Raw genomic sequence first — 17,694 nt, forward strand, 5'->3', positions numbered from 1 at the left:
GAATGCGCCATCCCGTACGTAAGGAACGGCCCGGCGGCTCCCGATGAGAGCAGAGGCATGCAAGCTCGCTCGGCTTACCGCGCCAGCGAATGGAGGACCGGGAGGTCGTCGGCACAGGAAACGGCCGGAAAGGAAAAGAGTGAGGCGCCGGTGTCTGCCGGCATCAGGCTGTCGGCGACGCCGAGGCCGAGGCTCAGTGGCTGCGCGACCGACCAGCTGGCCGATACCGGCAGCGCCGGCGCCTGCATCAGGTCGGGCACGATCAGCCAGTCGAGCCCGCACGCCGCGTAGCGCGCCCAGCCGGCGTCGCCGGATGGCACACAGCAGGCGAGCCGCGTGCGCGGCGACAGCCGGTGCACCGACTTGCACAGCTCGGCCAACTTCGAGAGCGGGAGACAGGGCAGTTCGAGGAAATCGGGTTCGGCGCGCGCGAGCCTGAGCGTCTCGCTCTCGCTGCCGGCGATCAGCGTGAGCGGCTTGCCGCCGGCCGAGCGCTTCAGGCGTGCGATGCGCGGCAACAGGCCTTCGATGCCGCCGACGAACTGCCAGTGTTCGCGGCCGATCTCGATGCTTTCCGACAGGCCGAGGCGCAGCGCCTGGCCGCCGCCGGCGAGTACCGCCTGAGCGGCGAGCCGGCGCGTGCCGGGAAAGCCCTGACGCGGCAGCGCGACGACCAGCTCCGGGTTGACGCGCTGCGCGCTCTCGACCAGCGTGCGCGTCTTGCTCGCGATGCCGGAAAACCGCTCAATGAGATTCAGCGCCTGGCGTGCCGCCAGGTGCAACGCCGACGCCGGGCCGCTGGCGGTCAACAGCGTCGCACCGGGCAACAGCGCGTCCCCTTCGTCGACCCTCGCTTCGGCCCTGACCCCGAGGTAGGCGAACAAGTCGAGCGCCGCCTCCACCCCCGACGCGACCCCGCCGTCGCGCGCCACGACGGTCAGGTGCGCGCTCTGGCGGCGCACGCCGAGCAGGCGACAGGTCAGATCCTGGTAGGGCGCGTCTTCGCGGAACAAGCCCTCGATTTCGCTGGGCAGCAGCACGCAAGCTCCTTGGGCGACGGGTGGGTTCGGACAGGGTAAAACAGCCGTCCGACGTGAGGCTGCCAGCATAAATCTTTAATAGTTCCGATGACAATCTCGGCGCCGAGAAATCAGCCACCGTCCGCCGCCTTCTCCAGCCGGCGCAGGAACACGTGCATTTCCTTGGCCGCCTGCACGTCGCCTCGCGCTTCGGCGACCTCTATCCCGCGCCGGTAGGCGGCGATCGCCGCCGCCGTGTCGCCGGCCTCGGCGCACGCACGCCCCAAGAGCTTCCATGCAGCCGAGTAGTCGGCCTGCCAGGCGACCGCCTGTTCGAGGTGCGGCACCGCGTCGGCGAAACGGCCGGCCGACACCAGCGCGTTGCCGATCGCGAAGCGCAGCAGTGCGTTGTCGCGCGGCCCGCCGACCATTTTCATCAGCGCGTCGATCTGGCTCGCCTGCATGGATGCCTCCTCGATGTTCGCAATGGCCGTCAGTCTAGCCCAGGCCGAGCCCAAGCGTACGGGCAAGAAAAAACCCCGCCCTTCATATCGAAGGCGGGGTTTTGCATCGGACCTCGGTCGCGTTTACGCCTTGACGGCGTCGGCCACTTCCTTGAAGTCATCGATCTGGTCGAAGTTCAGATACTGGTAGACGTCGTCGGCCTGCTTGTCGATGACGCCGATGTCGGCCATGTACTCGTCCTTGCTCGGGATGCGGCCGAGCTTGGAGCAGATCGCCGCCAGTTCCGCCGAGCCCAGATACACGTTGGTGTTCTTGCCCAGACGGTTCGGGAAGTTGCGGGTCGAAGTCGACATCACGGTCGCGCCTTCGCGCACCTGCGCCTGGTTGCCCATGCACAGCGAGCAGCCCGGCATCTCGGTGCGGGCACCGGCGGTGCCGAACACGCCATAGTGGCCTTCCTTGGTCAACTGCTGCGCGTCCATCTTGGTCGGCGGCGCGATCCACAGCTTCACCGGGATGTCGCGCTTGCCTTCCAGGAGCTTACTTGCAGCGCGGAAGTGACCGATGTTGGTCATGCACGAACCGATGAACACCTCGTCGATGGTGGCGCCGGCGACTTCGGACAGCGTCTTCACGTCGTCCGGGTCGTTCGGGCACGCGACGATCGGCTCGTGGATGTCGGCCAGGTCGATCTCGATCACGGCGGCGTACTCGGCGTCGGCGTCCGGCTGCAACAGTTCGCCGCCCTCGATCCACTCTTCCATCGCCTTGATGCGGCGCGCCAGCGTACGGGCATCCTGATAGCCTTCGGCGATCATCACCTTCATCAAGGTGATGTTCGACTTCATGTACTCGACGATCGGCTCCTTGGCGAGGCGCACGGTGCAGCCGGCGGCCGAACGCTCGGCCGACGCGTCGGACAGCTCGAACGCCTGCTCGACCTTCAGGTTCGGCAGCCCTTCGATCTCGAGGATCTTGCCCGAGAACTCGTTCTTCTTGCCGGCCTTGGCGACGGTCAACAGGCCCTGCTTGATCGCGTAGAGCGGGATCGCGTTGACGAGGTCACGCAGCGTGACGCCCGGCTGCAGTTCACCCTTGAAGCGCACCAGCACCGATTCGGGCATGTCGAGCGGCATCACACCGGTCGCGGCGGCGAAGGCCACGAGGCCCGAACCGGCCGGGAAGGAGATGCCTACGGGGAAGCGGGTGTGCGAGTCGCCGCCGGTGCCGACGGTATCCGGCAGCAACAGGCGGTTGAGCCACGAGTGGATCACGCCGTCGCCCGGGCGCAGCGAAACGCCGCCACGGGTCGAGATGAACGCCGGCAGCTCCTTGTGCGTCTTCACGTCGACCGGCTTCGGGTACGCCGCTGTGTGGCAGAACGACTGCATCACGAGGTCGGCCGAGAAGCCGAGGCAGGCGAGGTCTTTCAGCTCGTCGCGCGTCATCGGGCCGGTGGTGTCCTGCGAGCCGACGGTGGTCATCTTCGGTTCGCAGTAGGTGCCCGGGCGCACGCCCTGGCCTTCAGGCAGGCCACAGGCTCGGCCGACCATCTTCTGCGCGAGCGTGAAACCCTTGGTCGACGCCGCCGGCGCTTGCGGCAGGCGGAACTCGCTCGACGCCGGAAGATTCAGCGCTTCGCGCGCCTTGCCGGTCAGGCCACGGCCGATGATCAGGTTGATACGGCCGCCGGCGCGCACTTCGTCGAGGATCACGTCGGACTTAAGCGCGAAGGTCGAAATCACTTCGCCGTTCTTCTCGATCTTGCCTTCGTACGGGTAGATGTCGACCACGTCGCCCATGTCCATCTTCGACACGTCGACCTCGATCGGCAGCGCGCCCGAGTCTTCCTGCGTGTTGAAGAAGATCGGCGCGATCTTGCCGCCGAGGCACACGCCGCCGAAGCGTTTGTTCGGCACGAACGGGATGTCTTCGCCGGTCGCCCAGATCACACTGTTGGTCGCGGATTTGCGCGAGGAGCCGGTGCCGACCACGTCGCCGACGTAGGCGACCAGGTTGCCCTTCTTCTTCAGGTCTTCGATGAACTGGATCGGGCCGCGCTTGCCGTCTTCTTCCGGGACGATGCCGGGACGGGCGTTCTTCAGCATCGCGAGATAATGCAGCGGGATGTCCGGGCGGGACCACGCATCAGGCGCCGGCGACAGGTCGTCGGTGTTGGTTTCGCCGGTGACCTTGAACACGGTCACGGTGATCTTGTCGGCCACTTCCGGACGGCTGGTGAACCACTCGGCGTTGGCCCAGGATTCGATCACTTCTCGCGCGAAGGCGTTGCCCTGGTCCAGCTTCTCCTTCACGTCGTGGAAGGCGTCGAACATCAGCAGGGTTTTCTTCAGCGCGTTGGCGGCGATTTGCGCCAGCGCGGCGTCGTCCAAGAGGTCGATCAGCGGCTTGATGTTGTAACCGCCCACCATGGTGCCCAAGAGTTCGGTCGCCTTCTCGCGCGAAATCAGGCCACAGGCGACGCTGCCTTCGGCGACCGCGGCAAGGAAGGACGCCTTCACCTTGGCCGCATCGTCGACGCCCGGCGGTACGCGGTACGTGATCAGGTCTACGAGGACGTCTTCTTCGCCGGCCGGCGGATTCTTCAACAGTTCGACCAGTTCTTCGGTCTGGCGCGCGGTGAGCGGGAGCGGCGGAATGCCCAGCGCGGCGCGCTCGGCAACATGCTGACGGTAGACTTCGAGCATAGATTTAACCTTTTTGCGGGGTTGGCAATGCGTTCGCCGGCGGCGTCACCACCGCCTGTCGGCAAACAAGGAATTCGGGCCAATGATGATCGCACGAAGAGTACGCGCTCCGACTAGTCCAGACAAACGAGTAATCGCCACAGCGACTGTGAGATAAAATCACAGCATGAGTACCTACCCTCCCCTCAACGCGCTGCGCATTTTCGAGGCCGCGGCACGGCTGGAAAGCTTTTCCGCCGCCGCCAACGAACTCTTCGTCACCCACGGCGCTGTGAGCAAGCAGATCAAGCAGCTCGAAGACTGGCTGGGCGTGAAACTGTTCGAGCGCGCCGGCGGGCGTGTCAGGCTGACCGACACCGGCTGGCGCTACCTGGTGCAGGTTCAGGACGGGCTCGACCTGATCGCCAACGCGACGTCGCAATTGTTGCAGCCCGACCGGCAGCGCCGCTTGACGATCAACTCGACGCCGACGCTGGCGATGTACTGGCTGCTGCCGCGACTGCCGGCTTTCCGCGAACGGTTTCCCGAGATCGAGTTCCGAATCATGACCTCCGACCGCGACATCAGCCGGCTCGACACGCCGTTCGACGTCGCGATCCGCCGCGGCCCCGGCGACTGGCCCGGCTACATCGCCAAGCCTTTTCTCGACGAATGGGAACTGCCCTTATGCAGTTCGGGTCTGCTGGACAAGGCGCCGATCGCGTCGCCCGCCGATCTCGCCGCGCATACGCTGCTATACGCCGACACGCGCCCTACCGCGTGGCAGCGCTGGCTGACGCTGGCCGGCGTGCCCGAACTCAAACCCGCGAGCACGCTGCACTTCGACCATTTTTATCTGGCGCTGCAGGCGGCGATGGATGGCCTCGGCGTCGTACTCGGGCCGCTGCCGATGGCGCAGAGCCTGATCGACGCCGGACGTCTCGTCGCACCGCTGTCCGTGCCGGTGGTGCCGGTGCGCGATTACTGCTGGGTGGTGCCGCGCGCCGCGATCGACGATGCTGCGACGAACGCCTTCTGCCAGTGGCTGGAAGACTGCGCCGAGCGCCTGAAAACGAAACACGTGGTTTGATCAGCGGCGTCGGACTTGCCCCACAGCCTTCGCCGAGCCATAGATTTAAAGGATAGCCGCACCCGCCTTTCCCCCATCCCCCGGCAACGGCGGAGGCCGCACGCGCCCCCGACCGCGACGGAACAAGGAGCCTGCCATGACCCACCGTTTCGAGAACACCCGCCAGACACTGTCGCTGCCCGGCGGCAACTTCGATTACTTCAGCCTGCCGGCGCTCGAGGCCGCCGGCGTCGGCCCGGTGTCCCGGCTGCCGGTGTCGATCCGCATCGTGCTCGAAGCGGTGCTGCGCAACTGCGACGGCAAGAAGGTGACGGCCGAGCATGTGAAGCAGCTGGCCAACTGGGGCCCGACCGCGCCGCGCGTCGACGAGATTCCCTTCGTCGTCGCGCGCGTCGTGCTGCAGGACTTCACCGGCGTGCCGCTCCTGGCCGACCTCGCCGCGATGCGCAACGTCGCCGACGCGCAAGGCAAGAACCCGAAGACGATCGAACCGCTGGTACCGGTAGACCTGGTGGTCGACCACTCGGTGATGATCGACGAGTACGGCACGCCGCAGGCGCTGCAACACAATATGGAGCTGGAATTCACTCGCAATAACGAGCGCTACCAGTTCATGAAGTGGGGAATGCAGGCGTTCGATACTTTTAAAGTGGTTCCGCCCGGCGTCGGCATCGTCCACCAGGTGAACCTGGAATACCTGTTCCGTGGCGTGCAACAGAAGGACGGCGTGCTCTACCCCGACACGCTGGTCGGCACCGACAGCCACACGACGATGATCAACGGCGTCGGCGTGGTCGGCTGGGGCGTCGGCGGCATCGAGGCCGAGGCCGGCATGCTCGGCCAACCCGTGTATTTCCTGACGCCCGACGTGGTCGGCGTCGAGCTGACCGGCAAGTTGAATGAGGGCATCACCGCGACCGACCTGGTGCTGACGATCACCGAGCTGTTGCGCCGCGAGAAGGTGGTCGGCAAGTTCGTCGAGTTCTTCGGCTCCGGCACCGCCAGCCTCACCGTCACCGACCGCGCGACGATCGCCAATATGGCGCCCGAGTACGGCGCGACGATGGGCTTCTTCCCGGTCGACGAGAAGACGGTCGACTACATGAAACGGACCGGCCGCGAGGACGCCGAGGTCGAGCGCTTCGAAGCCTACTTCCGCGCGCAGCAGCTGTTCGGCGTGCCGAAGCAAGGCGACATCGACTACAGCAAGACGCTGAAGCTCGATCTATCCACCATCGTCCCCAGCCTCGCCGGCCCGAAACGGCCGCAGGACCGCATCGAGCTGCCTGAGATGCGCGCCACCTTCGAACGGCTGTTGTCGGCGCCGATCGCCGACAACGGCTTCGGCCGCGCCGCCGCCGAGCTCGGCCGACGTTATACGACCGGGCCCAACGGCCAGGAGTGTTCCGACGACACGCAGCAGCTCACACAGGACACGCCCGCGCCGGCCGATCTGGTCGAGATGGTCGACAACCGGCCGACGTCCGACCATGTCGCGCCGCACGACGGCGGGCAGATCGACCTCGGCCACGGCGACGTGCTGATCGCGGCGATCACCAGTTGCACCAACACGTCGAACCCGGGCGTGCTGCTCGCGGCGGGCCTCTTGGCCAAGAAAGCGGTAGAGAAAGGCCTCACCGTCCACCCACGCGTGAAGACCAGCCTCGCACCGGGCTCGCGCGTCGTCAGCGAATACCTCTCCAAGACCGGCCTGCAGCCTTATCTGGACAAGCTCGGTTTCAACGTCGCCGCCTACGGCTGCACGACCTGCATCGGCAACGCCGGCGACCTGAGGCCCGAGTTCAACGACACGATCAACAAGAACAACCTCGTCTGCGCGGCGGTGCTGTCGGGCAACCGCAACTTCGAGGCGCGCATCCACCCGAACATCAAGGCCAACTTCCTCGCCTCGCCGCCCTTGGTGGTCGCGTTCGCGCTCGCCGGCCGCGCCAATATCGACCTGACGACCGAGCCCTTGGGCAGCGACGACAAGGGCGCGCCGGTCTTCCTCAAGGACGTCTGGCCGACGAGCGACGAGGTCGGCGCCCTCTTGGATACCGCGCTCGACGCCAACACCTACCGGCGCCTGTACGCCGACTTCACACGCGACCACGACCTGTGGAACGCGATCGCCGCGCCATCCGGCCAGGTCTACAGCTGGCCGAAGTCGACGTATATCGCGCGTCCGCCGTTCTTCGACGGCTTCTTGATGACGCCTGGCGCCTTGCCCGATATCAAGGGCGCGCGCGCGCTGTTGCTGCTCGGCGACTCGGTGACCACCGACCACATCTCGCCGGCCGGTTCGTTCAAGGAGACCACGCCGGCCGGGCGTTATCTGTTGGCCGAGGGCGTGCAGAAGCCCGACTTCAACAGCTACGGCAGCCGGCGCGGCAACCACGACGTGATGATCCGCGGCACCTTCGCCAACGTTCGCGTGAAGAACCTGATGCTGCCGGCAAACGCCGACGGCAGCCGCGTAGAGGGCGGCTTCACGCTGCTCGACGGCAAGCAGGCCACGGTGTACGACGCGGCGATGGAATACATCCAACGTGGCGTGCCGACCGTGGTGTTCGCCGGCGAGGAATACGGCACCGGCTCGAGCCGCGACTGGGCGGCCAAGGGCACGCAGCTTCTCGGCGTGAAGGCGGTCGTCGCCAAGAGCTTCGAGCGCATCCACAGGAACAACCTCGTCGGCATGGGTGTATTGCCCTTGCAGTTCAAGGACGGCGGCAGCTGGGAAGGCCTAGGCATCGACGGAACGGAAAGCTTCGACATCGAAGGCGTCACCGACGCGCTCAAACCGCAGCAGGACCTGACGCTGGTGATCAAACGGGCCGACGGCAAGGTCGACCGGGTGACGGTGCTGTGCCGCATCGACACGCCGATCGAAGTCGACTACTACCGCCACGGCGGCATCCTGCCCTACGTGCTGCGCGAGCTGCTGAGCCGCACCTAAAGTCCCCCTGCCCCGGCCGAACGGCCGGGGCTCGGTCAAGCTTTCCCTCAAAATTCACGGAGAACATTCATGATCGTGACCAGCACGCCTAGCGTCGAAGGCCAGCGCATCGTCGAGTACAAGGGCATCGTCACCGGCGAGGCCATCGTCGGCGCCAACATCTTCAAGGACCTGTTCGCGAGCATCCGCGACATCGTCGGCGGGCGCTCGGCCGCATACGAGAACGAGCTGAAGAAGGCACGCCAGATCGCGCTGTCCGAGATTGAGGAAGCCGCACGCGCGATCGGCGCCAACGCGGTGGTCACTATGAGGTCGTCGGCCAGTCGGGCAGCATGCTGATGGTCAGCGTCAGCGGCACCGCGGTGCGCGTCGACTAGCCGCGCGCCAAACGCAAAGCCCGCTGCGCGCCACCCTCGCCCCCCCCCCCCGGCGGGTGCACCACCCCGCAAGAAGGAAAATCATGAACAAGCTGCTGATCCTTGCCGCGCTCGCGGCGCTGGCCGGCTGCGCGACGCCCGGTCCGCAAGCCGCTTCTCACGCCGCTCCCGGCCCGGCGTGCGCCGCCGCCAAGATGGACGACGCGTCGCTGGTCGGCAAGGCCGAGGCCGAGGCCGACGCGCTGCTCGCCGGCTGCCCGTGGCGGGTCTCCCAGCGCGACGGCCAGAGCCTGCCCGGCACGATGGACTACCGGCCGGACCGGCGCAACCTCGGCGTCGAGAACGGCAAGGTGGTCTGGGTGCGGCGCGGCTGACCCGCTTTCGCCGCACGGAATAAAGGCTCGGCCAACCTTGCGAGGTTGGCCGAGCCTTTTATGTCCCGACGCCGGCGCGTCAGCGCCCGGCGTCGTGGTGGGCGAGCCGCGCCAGCGCGCGCTCGCGCCGCTCGGCCTCGGTCTTGAGCTGGTCGAGCGTCTCGGCGACGAAGTCGATGTGCGCCTCGGCCGCCTCGCGCGCCGCCGCCGGGCGCCGGTCGTTGATCGCGCGCCAGATCGCGCGGTGCTGCGACAACAGTTCGTCCGACACCGGGCCGACGTCGAACAGACCGGCGATATTGTTCTTCACATGCGTGTTCAGCGTGGTCAGCAGGCTGGAGATCAGGTGCGCGAACAGCAGGTTGTGCGAGGCCTCGGCGACGCCGAGGTGGAAGGCGACGTCGGCCTCCGCCTGCGCGGCGAGGTCGCCGCCGGCGTAGGCGCTTTCCAGCGTATTCATCAAGCCTTCGAGGCGGACCAGGTCGGCGTCGGTCGCGCGCTGCGCGGCGAACGCCGCCGCCGTGCCCTCGAGCACGCGGCGGAACTCGAGCACGTCGTCCTGCAGGTGCGGGTGACTGGAGAGCATCTGCTGCCACGGGTCTGTGAAGGACGCGCCGAGCTGGTCGGTGACGTAGGTGCCGCCGCCCTGACGGCTTTGCAGCAGGCCGCGCGCGGCGAGCTTCTGGATCGCCTCCCTGAGCGACGGGCGCGACACGCCGAGCTCCTCGGCCAGCACCCGCTCGGGCGGCAGCCGGTCGCCGGGCTTGAGCGCGCCGCCGAGGATGCGCTCCTCCAGTTGCCGCATGATTTCGTCGGACAGACGCGGCACGTTCACCCGCTGATACCCCATCGCACTCACCTGTTGCTCAAAGACGACATTCTGCCAGCCGCAACACGCCGGCGGCCAGCCCGGACGGCGCGTCGCGGCGACACAGGAAACGGCGTCCCGCGCGCCGGGCGGCTTGTCGATCCGCCCCGACGGCACAAAATACAAATTGGTCTTACCAATTATAAACCCTCTCATCCTCCACGCAATCGGCGAATACGCCGAAAACACGCATTGACAGCCCAGATCGTTCGCTCTAGATTGCAGTTATCGCAAAAATATTGGTCTTACCAATTAACCAACGGGACGCAGCCGTGAGCCACCCTCCGAAGCCAGCCGACGTGTACTTCTTCGGCACCTGTCTGATCGACGTGTTCCAGCCGCAGGCCGGACTCGACGCCGTCACGCTGATCGAGCGCGAGGGTGTGCGGGTGCACTACCCGGACGCGCAAAGCTGCTGCGGCCAGCCGGCCTACACCAGCGGCGAGACCGCCGCCGCGCGCCGGGTGGCGCGCGCCCAGCTCGCGCTGTTCCCCGAGCCCTGGCCCATCGTCGTGCCGTCCGGCTCCTGCGCCGGCATGATGAAGCACCACTGGCCCACCCTGTTCGCCGGCACGCCCGACGAGGCGCGCGCGCTCGAGGTCGCCGGCCGCATCGTCGAATTCGCCGGCTTCCTGCTGAACGCGCTCGACTGGTGGCCGACCGACCTCGGCCAACCTTTGACGCTGGCCGTGCACACCTCCTGCAGCGCGCGCCGCGAGATGGACACCCACGTCAAGGGCTGGGCGCTGGTCGACCGCCTCGCCAACGTCAGGCGCGTGGTGCACGAGCGCGAGGCCGAATGCTGCGGCTTCGGCGGCGTGTTCTCGGTTCGCCACCCGGACATCGCCGGCGCGATGGTCGCCGACAAGGCCGCCGCGCTGAAGGACAGCGGCGCCGAACAATTCGTGACGGCCGACTGCGGCTGCATGATGAACATCAACGGCAAGCTCGAAAAGGACGGCGACGCCTTCGCCGGCGAACACCTGGCGAGCTTCCTGCTGAAGCGGACCGGAGGGGCGGCATGAGCGCGCGCGACACCATCCTCGGCAAGCTGCGCGCCGCGCCGCGATCGGCGCCCGTCGAAGCCGACGTCGCCGCCTACTACGCCGGCACCGAAAAACTCGTGGGGCTTACGGCGCTGAAACACTGGGCCGCGCTGATGCGCGCGGTGCGCACCGAAGTGCTGTGGGTGCGCGAGTCCGACTGGCCGCAGACATTGGCCGAGGAGGTCGCCACGCGTGGCGTCAGGACGCTGCTGCTGGCGCCGTCTACCGCGCACGGCGCGCGCGCCGCCGCCGCGCTGGCCGAACTGGCCGAGCCGCCGCTGCGCCTCGGCTTTGACCGGCCGATCGACGGCTGGAAGGCGACGCTGTTCAACACGGTCGACGCCGCGTTCACCCGCGTGCGCGCCGGCATCGCGCTGACCGGCTCGCTGATCGCTTGGCCCGGCCAGGACGAGCCGCGCACGATGAGCCTGGTGCCGCCTATCCACTTCGCGCTGTTCGACACCCGCACGCTCCACCCGGACTTCTTCTCGGCGATGAGCACCGAGAACTGGGCCGCCGGCATGCCGACCAACGCGCTGCTGATTTCCGGCCCGTCCAAGACCTCGGACATCCAGCAGACCGTCGCCTACGGCGCGCACGGCCCGCGCGAACTGGTGGTGCTGGCCGTGGTGCCCGACGACATCGACCTTGCCGACCTGGAGGCCGACGCATGAACGAAGCCACCCTCACCTACTACCCGTCGCGCGACTTCAAGGCCAACGCCCGCGCGGCGCTGGCCGATTCGAACCTGCGGCAAAGCTTCCGCGGCGCGATGGACTTCCTGATGGGCAAGCGCGCCGCGCAATTCCCGGACGCGCACGAGTTGGCCGAACTCAGGAAACTGGGCGAGAGCATCCGCCAGAAGAGCCTCGCCAGGCTGCCGGAGCTGCTCGAACGGCTGGAAGCGAAGCTGAACGAGAACGGCGTCACCGTGCACTGGGCCGAGACGACAGAGGAAGCCAACGCCATCATCCACGGCCTGATCGCCGCGAAGGGCGGCAAGCTCGCGGTCAAGGGCAAGTCTATGGTCAGCGAGGAGACCGAACTCAACCACTATCTCGAGGCGCGCGGCGTGACCGCGATCGAGAGCGACATGGGCGAGTACATCGTCCAGCTCGCCGGCGAGAAGCCGAGCCACATCATCATGCCGGCCATCCACAAGACCCGTGCCGACATCGCCAAATTATTCAGCGAGCACATCCCGGACACCCCGTACACCGAGGACGTCGACGCGCTGATCCAGATCGGCCGCCAGGCGCTGCGCCAGATGTACGTGACCGCCGACGTCGGCGTCTCGGGTGTCAACTTCGCCATCGCCGAGACCGGCACGCTGTGCCTCGTCGAGAACGAGGGCAACGGCCGCATGTGCACCACCGTGCCCGACATGCACATCGCGATCACCGGCATCGAGAAGGTGATCGAGAAGCTGGCCGACGTGGTGCCGCTTTACAGCCTGCTGACCCGCTCGGCGACCGGCCAGCCGGTGACGACCTACTTCAACATGATCAGCAGCCCGCGCCGCGAGGGCGAGATGGATGGCCCGCGCGAAGTGCACCTGGTGCTGCTCGACAACGGCCGCTCGCAGGCCTATTCGGATGAGCAGCTCAGGAAGACGCTGCAGTGCATCCGCTGCGGCGCGTGCATGAACCACTGCCCGGTCTACACCCGCATCGGCGGGCACGCCTACGGCACCGTCTACCCGGGCCCGATCGGCCAGATCATCTCGCCGCACATGCTGGGGCTCGAGAACACCGTCGACCTGCCGACCGCGTCGAGCCTGTGCGGCGCCTGCGGCGAGGTCTGCCCGGTCAAGATCCCGATCCCCGAGATGCTGATGCGCCTCAGGGAGGAGTCGGTGCGCGACCCGCACGAGAAAGTCGCGCATCCGCTGCGCGGCCAGGGCGCCGGCGTCGACCGCGAGGTCAAGCTCGCCTGGCGGCTGTGGTCCGGCGTCTACAGCAAGCCCGGCGCGTATAGATTCTTCGGCTGGGCGGCGACCCGCCTCAGGGGCCTGACACCCAGACACCAGCTCGGCTGGACGCAGAACCACGTGCCGATGAAGCCGGCGCCGAAGACGCTGCACGAGCTGATGCGCGAACGCCGCAAGGAGACCGCGCGATGAGCCCGGCGCACCAGGCATTCGCCCGGGAGCTCGCCGGCTTCGTACCGGCGAACCGGATCTACACCGACCCGGTTTCGACGCTGGCCTTCGGCACCGACGCGAGCTTCTACCGGCTCGTGCCGCAGGCCGTCGTCAAGGTCGACAACGAGGCCGAGGTCGGCCACGTGCTACGCCTCGCCCGCGAGCACAAGGTCGCGGTGACCTTCCGCGCCGCCGGCACCAGCCTGTCGGGCCAGGCGGTCAGCGACTCGGTGCTGGTGGTACTCGGCGACGGCTTCGCGCACGGCGAGGTGCTGGACGGCGGCGCGCGCGTGCGCCTTGCGCCCGGCCTGATCGGCAGCCGCGCCAACGCGCTTCTGGCGCCGTTCGGCCGCAAGATCGGCCCGGACCCGGCGTCGATCGCCACCGCCAAGATCGGCGGCATCGCGGCCAACAACTCGTCCGGCATGTGCTGCGGCACCCGCCAGAACAGCTACCACACGCTCGATACGCTGCGCGTGACGCTGGCCGACGGCACGCTGCTCGACACCGGCGACGCGGCGAGCGTCGCGGCCTTCCGAGCCAGCCACGCGACGCTGCTTGCCACCTTGGCCGAGCTCTCTGCCGACATCCGCGCCGACGCCGCGCTCGAAGAAAAAATCCGCCACAAGTACCGGCTGAAGAACACCACCGGCTACGGCATCAACGCGCTGGTCGACTTTGCCGACCCGGTCGACATGCTCGCGCACCTGATGATCGGCTCGGAGGGCACGCTCGGCTTCATCGGCGAGATCACCTACCACACCGTGCCCGACCAGCCGCACAAGGCGAGCGCGCTGGTGCTGTTCGACGAACTGGACCGTTGCTGCCGCGCGGTCACCGCGCTCAAGCAGTCCGCGCCGGTGGAGTCGGTCGAACTGATCGACGCGCGGAGCCTCAGGGCGATCCAGGGCAAGAAGGGCCTGCCCGACTTCATCTACGGCGAGATCGGCGACGCGACCGCGTGCCTGCTGATCGAGACGCGCGCCGAGAGCGCGGCAAGGTTGGCCGAGCAGATCGCCGCCAGCAACGCGGTGCTCGCCGGTTTTTCGCCGAGCGCGCACAGCGGCTTCTCGACCGACGCCGGCGTCTGCGACACCTACTGGGCGGTGCGCAAGGGGCTGTTCCCGGCGGTCGGCGCGGTGCGCCCGGTCGGCACGACGGTCGTCATCGAGGACGTCGCCTTCCCGATCGAATACCTGGCCGACGGCGTGCGCCGCCTGACCGCGCTGTTCGACCGCTACGGCTACGCCGAGGCGCTGATCTTCGGCCATGCGCTCGAGGGCAATCTGCACTTCTGCTTCACGCCGAGCTTCGACACCCGGGCCGAGATCGACCGCTACGACGGCTTCATGCAGGCGGTGGCCGACCTGGTCGCCGGCGAATACGGCGGCTCGCTGAAGGCCGAGCACGGCACCGGCCGCAACGTCGCGCCGTTCGTGCGCCAGGAATGGGGCGACGCGGCCTACGCGGTGATGTGCGCGATCAAGGCGGCGTTCGACCCGGACAACTTGCTGAACCCGGACGTGATCATCAGCGGCAACGCGCGCGTCCACCTGGAAAACCTGAAGGCGATGCCGGCGGCCGACGCGATCGTCGACCACTGCATCGAATGCGGCTTCTGCGAGCCGGCCTGCCCGTCCAACGGCCTCACGCTGACGCCGCGCCAGCGCATCGTGCTGTGGCGCCGCATGCAGCAGCTGTCGCGCACCGAGCCGGACTCCGAAGAGCTAGCCGCCTACCGCGCGCGCTACCGCTACGTCGGCGTCGACAGCTGCGCGGCGACCGGCATGTGCGCGACGCGCTGCCCGGTCGGCATCAACACCGGCCTCTTGATGAAGAAGCTCGGCGCGCCCGCATCGCCGTCGCCGCTGGCCGGCCTCGCGCAGCGCCACATGGCGGCGGCGACCGCCGGCGCGCGCTTCGGACTGTTCCTCAACCGCCAGCTCGGCGACAGCTCGGCCAGGGTCGCCCGCACGCTGAAAAAGACCTTCCCGCTCTTGCCGGTGCCGCCCGAGGGCACGCCGGGCCCAGCCGCCGCCCTGCCCGACCCCAAGCCGATGCGTTCGGCCGGCTCGCCGCAGGTGGTGTACCTGGTCAGCTGCGTGAACCGGACGTTGGCCGAGGGCCGCGACGGGACCGAAAGCGTCGCGGCAAGCACGCTGCGCCTGTTCGCGCGCGCCGGCATCGCGGCAGTCTACCCGGACGGCCAGGCCAGCCTGTGCTGCGGCCAGCCGTTCGAGTCGGCCGGCGCGACAGCCGCCGCCGACGCGGCGCTCGCCGCCGTCGAGGCGGCGCTGCTGAAGGCGTCGAAAACCGGCGCGATCCCGGTCTACCTGGACAACAGCCCGTGCTCGCTGCGGCTGATCGACGCGCAGAAGGCCGGACGGCTCGACGCGCGGCTCAAGCTCCACGACCCGGCCAGCTACCTCGCCGAGGCGGTGCTGCTGCGCCTGACCATCGCCGCGAAGCTGCCGCGGCTGGCGGTCCACGTGCCGTGCAGCGCCAGCAAGATGGGCGTCGGCGGCAAGCTGCTGGCGCTGGCGCGCGCCTGCGCCGACGAGATTGTCGTGCCCGACATCGCCTGCTGCGGCTTCGCCGGCGGCAAGGGCTTCACGCTGCCGGAATTGAACGCCAACGGCCTGCGCGGACTGAAGGCCAGCCTGCCCGACGACTGCGGCGCCGGCGTGTCGATGAGCCGCACCTGCCAGATCGGCCTGAGCACCCACTCGGGCCGCGACTACCACAGCATCGAGGCGCTGCTCGACTTCTGCACCACCCCGACACCCGAACCGAGCCGGCAGCGATAAGCCGGCCGCAACACCACGACCCGCATCAAAGGAGAGAACCATGAAGATCCCCGACGACGCCCTCGGCTGAACCTCGGCCAACCTTGCCGCCCGCGCGGCCCCCTTCCGATTGTTTTGACCGAGCCCCGCCTTGCGCCGGGGCAAGAGGAGTGTTTGACCATGCAGACCTGGACCCAGGTGTACGCCCCCTTGGGCAGCCTCGGCCTTTCGGCCCTGGTAGCCGCCATCCCGATCGCCTTCTTCTTCGTCGCGCTCGCCGTGCTGCGCATGAAGGGCCACGTCGCCGGCACCATCACCGTCGCCATCTCGCTGGCGATCGCGATCTTCGTCTACCAGATGCCGGCCGACATGGCCTTCGCCGCCGCCGGCTTCGGCTTCGCCTACGGCATCTGGCCGATCGCGTGGATCATCGTCGCCGCGGTGTTCCTGTACAAGATCACCGTCAAGACCGGCCAGTTCGACATCATCCGCGCGTCGGTGCTGTCGGTGACCGAGGACCAGCGCCTGCAGATGCTGCTGGTCGGCTTCTCATTCGGCGCCTTCCTCGAGGGCGCGGCCGGCTTCGGCGCGCCGGTGGCGATCACCGCCGCGCTGCTCGTCGGCCTCGGCTTCAACCCGCTGTACGCGGCCGGCCTGTGCCTGATCGCCAACACCGCGCCGGTGGCGTTCGGCGCGATGGGCATCCCGATCATCGTCGCCGGCCAGGTCACCGGCCTCGACCCGTTCCACATCGGCGCGGCCGCCGGTCACCAGCTGCCCATCCTGTCGGTCATCGTGCCGTTCTGGCTGGTCATGATGATGGACGGCGTCAAGGGCGTGAAGGAGACCTGGCCCGCCGCGCTGGTCGCGGGGGTGTCGTTCGCGGTGACGCAGTACTTCACGTCGAACTACATCGGCCCGGAGCTGCCGGACATCACCTCGGCGCTGGTGAGCCTGGTGTGCCTGACCGCCTTCCTCAAGGTATGGCAGCCGAAGCAGGTGTTCACCTTCGCCGCCGCCGGCATGGGCGGCATCGGCGGTTCGGTCAGCGTCGGCGGCTTTGGCGGCGGCGCGCAGCGTCCCGACAAGAAACCGCTCGAGTACAGCCTCGGCCAGGTCGCCAAGGCGTGGTCGCCGTTCATCATCCTGACCGTCATCGTCACCATCTGGAGCCTGAAGCCGTTCAAGGCGCTGTTCGCGAAGGACGGCGCGCTCGCCTCGTGGGTGTTCAAGTTCCACGTGCCGCACCTGGACAACCTGGTGGTCAAGGTCGCCCCGATCGTGACCGACGCCAAGCCCTACGAGGCGGTGTTCAAGCTCGACCTGTTCTCGGCCACCGGCACCGCGATCTTCTTCTCGGCGCTGATCGCGATGGCGGTGCTGAAGATGAAACCGGCCGACGGCGCGAAGACCTTCTTCGAAACGCTCGTCGAACTGAAGCGCCCGATCTACTCGATCGGCATGGTGCTCGCGTTCGCCTTCGTCGCCAACTATTCGGGCCTGTCGTCGACGCTGGCGCTGGTGCTGGCCGGCACCGGCGGCGCCTTCCCGTTCTTCTCGCCCTTCCTCGGCTGGCTCGGCGTGTTCCTGACCGGCTCGGACACCTCGTCGAACGCGCTGTTCGGCTCGCTGCAGGCGACCACCGCGCACCAGATCGGCGTGTCGGACACCCTGCTCGTCGCGGCGAACACCACCGGCGGCGTGACCGGCAAGATGATCTCGCCGCAATCGATCGCCGTCGCGTGCGCCGCCGTGGGCCTCGTGGGCAAGGAGGCCGACCTGTTCCGCTTCACCGTCAAGCACAGCCTGATCTTCTGCGCCTTCGTCGGCGTGCTGACCTACGCGATGGCCTACTACTTCCCGCTGGGCTTCTAAGCCCCGCC

At 67.9% G+C, this 17,694-nt stretch carries 13 protein-coding genes; 9 read left to right on the top strand and 4 right to left on the bottom strand.

Translation table 11 applies throughout. The annotated features are described in order from the left end of the window. Window positions 1-74 precede the first annotated feature (74 nt). The 3 genes from DWG20_RS14990 to acnB all read right to left on the bottom strand — a co-directional run bounded on the left by DWG20_RS14990 (window position 75) and on the right by acnB (window position 4,192). Complete coding sequence (locus tag DWG20_RS14990; RefSeq protein ID WP_181880941.1) at window positions 75-1,040, bottom strand: beta/alpha barrel domain-containing protein; 966 nt, start codon at window positions 1,038-1,040, stop codon at window positions 75-77. A gap of 110 nt (window positions 1,041-1,150) precedes the next feature. Then, the gene (locus DWG20_RS14995; protein WP_115434550.1) at window positions 1,151-1,483 is read right to left on the bottom strand and encodes a tetratricopeptide repeat protein; all 333 of its coding nucleotides are present in this window, start codon (window positions 1,481-1,483) and stop codon (window positions 1,151-1,153) included. Between the two features lie 123 nt (window positions 1,484-1,606). Continuing rightward, window positions 1,607-4,192, bottom strand: a complete 2,586-nt coding sequence (gene acnB / locus DWG20_RS15000) for a bifunctional aconitate hydratase 2/2-methylisocitrate dehydratase (protein WP_115434551.1) — start codon at window positions 4,190-4,192, stop codon at window positions 1,607-1,609. A 166-nt stretch (window positions 4,193-4,358) separates the two neighbouring features. Between acnB and gcvA the strand changes: the two genes are divergently transcribed. From gcvA to DWG20_RS15020, 4 genes are all read left to right on the top strand, one after another. Beyond that, window positions 4,359-5,261 (top strand): transcriptional regulator GcvA, encoded by a 903-nt coding sequence (gcvA, locus tag DWG20_RS15005; RefSeq protein WP_115434552.1) that lies wholly within the window; start codon window positions 4,359-4,361, stop codon window positions 5,259-5,261. A gap of 136 nt (window positions 5,262-5,397) precedes the next feature. Continuing rightward, window positions 5,398-8,217 carry an aconitate hydratase gene (locus tag DWG20_RS15010; protein WP_115434553.1) on the top strand — a complete coding sequence of 940 codons (2,820 nt, stop codon included), beginning with the start codon at window positions 5,398-5,400 and terminating at the stop codon, window positions 8,215-8,217. 69 nt (window positions 8,218-8,286) lie between these two features. Further along, complete coding sequence (locus tag DWG20_RS15015; protein WP_342767280.1) at window positions 8,287-8,556, top strand: heavy metal-binding domain-containing protein; 270 nt, start codon at window positions 8,287-8,289, stop codon at window positions 8,554-8,556. A gap of 121 nt (window positions 8,557-8,677) precedes the next feature. Next, on the top strand, window positions 8,678-8,968 hold the full coding sequence (locus tag DWG20_RS15020) for a hypothetical protein (RefSeq protein ID WP_115434554.1): 291 nt from the start codon (window positions 8,678-8,680) through the stop codon (window positions 8,966-8,968). 79 nt (window positions 8,969-9,047) lie between these two features. Here DWG20_RS15020 and DWG20_RS15025 read toward each other — a convergent pair whose 3' ends face one another. Further along, entirely contained in the window at window positions 9,048-9,818 is a 771-nt protein-coding gene (locus DWG20_RS15025; RefSeq protein ID WP_115434555.1) for an FCD domain-containing protein, read from the bottom strand. A 269-nt stretch (window positions 9,819-10,087) separates the two neighbouring features. Between DWG20_RS15025 and DWG20_RS15030 the strand changes: the two genes are divergently transcribed. From DWG20_RS15030 to DWG20_RS15050, 5 genes are all read left to right on the top strand, one after another. Continuing rightward, on the top strand, window positions 10,088-10,861 hold the full coding sequence (locus tag DWG20_RS15030; protein ID WP_115434833.1) for a (Fe-S)-binding protein: 774 nt from the start codon (window positions 10,088-10,090) through the stop codon (window positions 10,859-10,861). Then, window positions 10,858-11,556, top strand: coding sequence for a LutC/YkgG family protein (locus DWG20_RS15035; protein ID WP_115434556.1), 699 nt, complete (start codon window positions 10,858-10,860; stop codon window positions 11,554-11,556). Before DWG20_RS15030 ends, DWG20_RS15035 begins: the two co-directional genes overlap by 4 nt. Next, window positions 11,553-13,004, top strand: a complete 1,452-nt coding sequence (locus DWG20_RS15040; protein ID WP_115434557.1) for a LutB/LldF family L-lactate oxidation iron-sulfur protein — start codon at window positions 11,553-11,555, stop codon at window positions 13,002-13,004. The genes DWG20_RS15035 and DWG20_RS15040 overlap by 4 nt, the downstream gene beginning before the upstream one ends. After that, complete coding sequence (locus DWG20_RS15045) at window positions 13,001-15,832, top strand: FAD-binding and (Fe-S)-binding domain-containing protein (RefSeq protein ID WP_115434558.1); 2,832 nt, start codon at window positions 13,001-13,003, stop codon at window positions 15,830-15,832. The genes DWG20_RS15040 and DWG20_RS15045 overlap by 4 nt, the downstream gene beginning before the upstream one ends. A 159-nt stretch (window positions 15,833-15,991) precedes the next feature. After that, the gene (locus tag DWG20_RS15050; RefSeq protein ID WP_115434559.1) at window positions 15,992-17,686 is read left to right on the top strand and encodes a lactate permease LctP family transporter; all 1,695 of its coding nucleotides are present in this window, start codon (window positions 15,992-15,994) and stop codon (window positions 17,684-17,686) included. Window positions 17,687-17,694: the final 8 nt, after the last annotated feature.

This window comes from Crenobacter cavernae (assembly GCF_003355495.1).
In the GTDB taxonomy this organism is placed as follows: domain Bacteria; phylum Pseudomonadota; class Gammaproteobacteria; order Burkholderiales; family Chromobacteriaceae; genus Crenobacter; species Crenobacter cavernae.

Coding starts and splice junctions, on each gene's coding strand:
- DWG20_RS15050 (WP_115434559.1), top strand. CDS start 15,992: ATGCAGACCTGGACCCAGGTGTACGCCCCCTTGGGCAGCCTCGGCCTT.
- DWG20_RS14995 (WP_115434550.1), bottom strand. CDS start 1,483: ATGCAGGCGAGCCAGATCGACGCGCTGATGAAAATGGTCGGCGGGCCG.
- DWG20_RS15040 (WP_115434557.1), top strand. CDS start 11,553: ATGAACGAAGCCACCCTCACCTACTACCCGTCGCGCGACTTCAAGGCC.
- acnB (WP_115434551.1), bottom strand. CDS start 4,192: ATGCTCGAAGTCTACCGTCAGCATGTTGCCGAGCGCGCCGCGCTGGGC.
- DWG20_RS15020 (WP_115434554.1), top strand. CDS start 8,678: ATGAACAAGCTGCTGATCCTTGCCGCGCTCGCGGCGCTGGCCGGCTGC.
- DWG20_RS15025 (WP_115434555.1), bottom strand. CDS start 9,818: ATGGGGTATCAGCGGGTGAACGTGCCGCGTCTGTCCGACGAAATCATG.
- gcvA (WP_115434552.1), top strand. CDS start 4,359: ATGAGTACCTACCCTCCCCTCAACGCGCTGCGCATTTTCGAGGCCGCG.
- DWG20_RS15015 (WP_342767280.1), top strand. CDS start 8,287: ATGATCGTGACCAGCACGCCTAGCGTCGAAGGCCAGCGCATCGTCGAG.
- DWG20_RS15010 (WP_115434553.1), top strand. CDS start 5,398: ATGACCCACCGTTTCGAGAACACCCGCCAGACACTGTCGCTGCCCGGC.
- DWG20_RS15045 (WP_115434558.1), top strand. CDS start 13,001: ATGAGCCCGGCGCACCAGGCATTCGCCCGGGAGCTCGCCGGCTTCGTA.
- DWG20_RS15035 (WP_115434556.1), top strand. CDS start 10,858: ATGAGCGCGCGCGACACCATCCTCGGCAAGCTGCGCGCCGCGCCGCGA.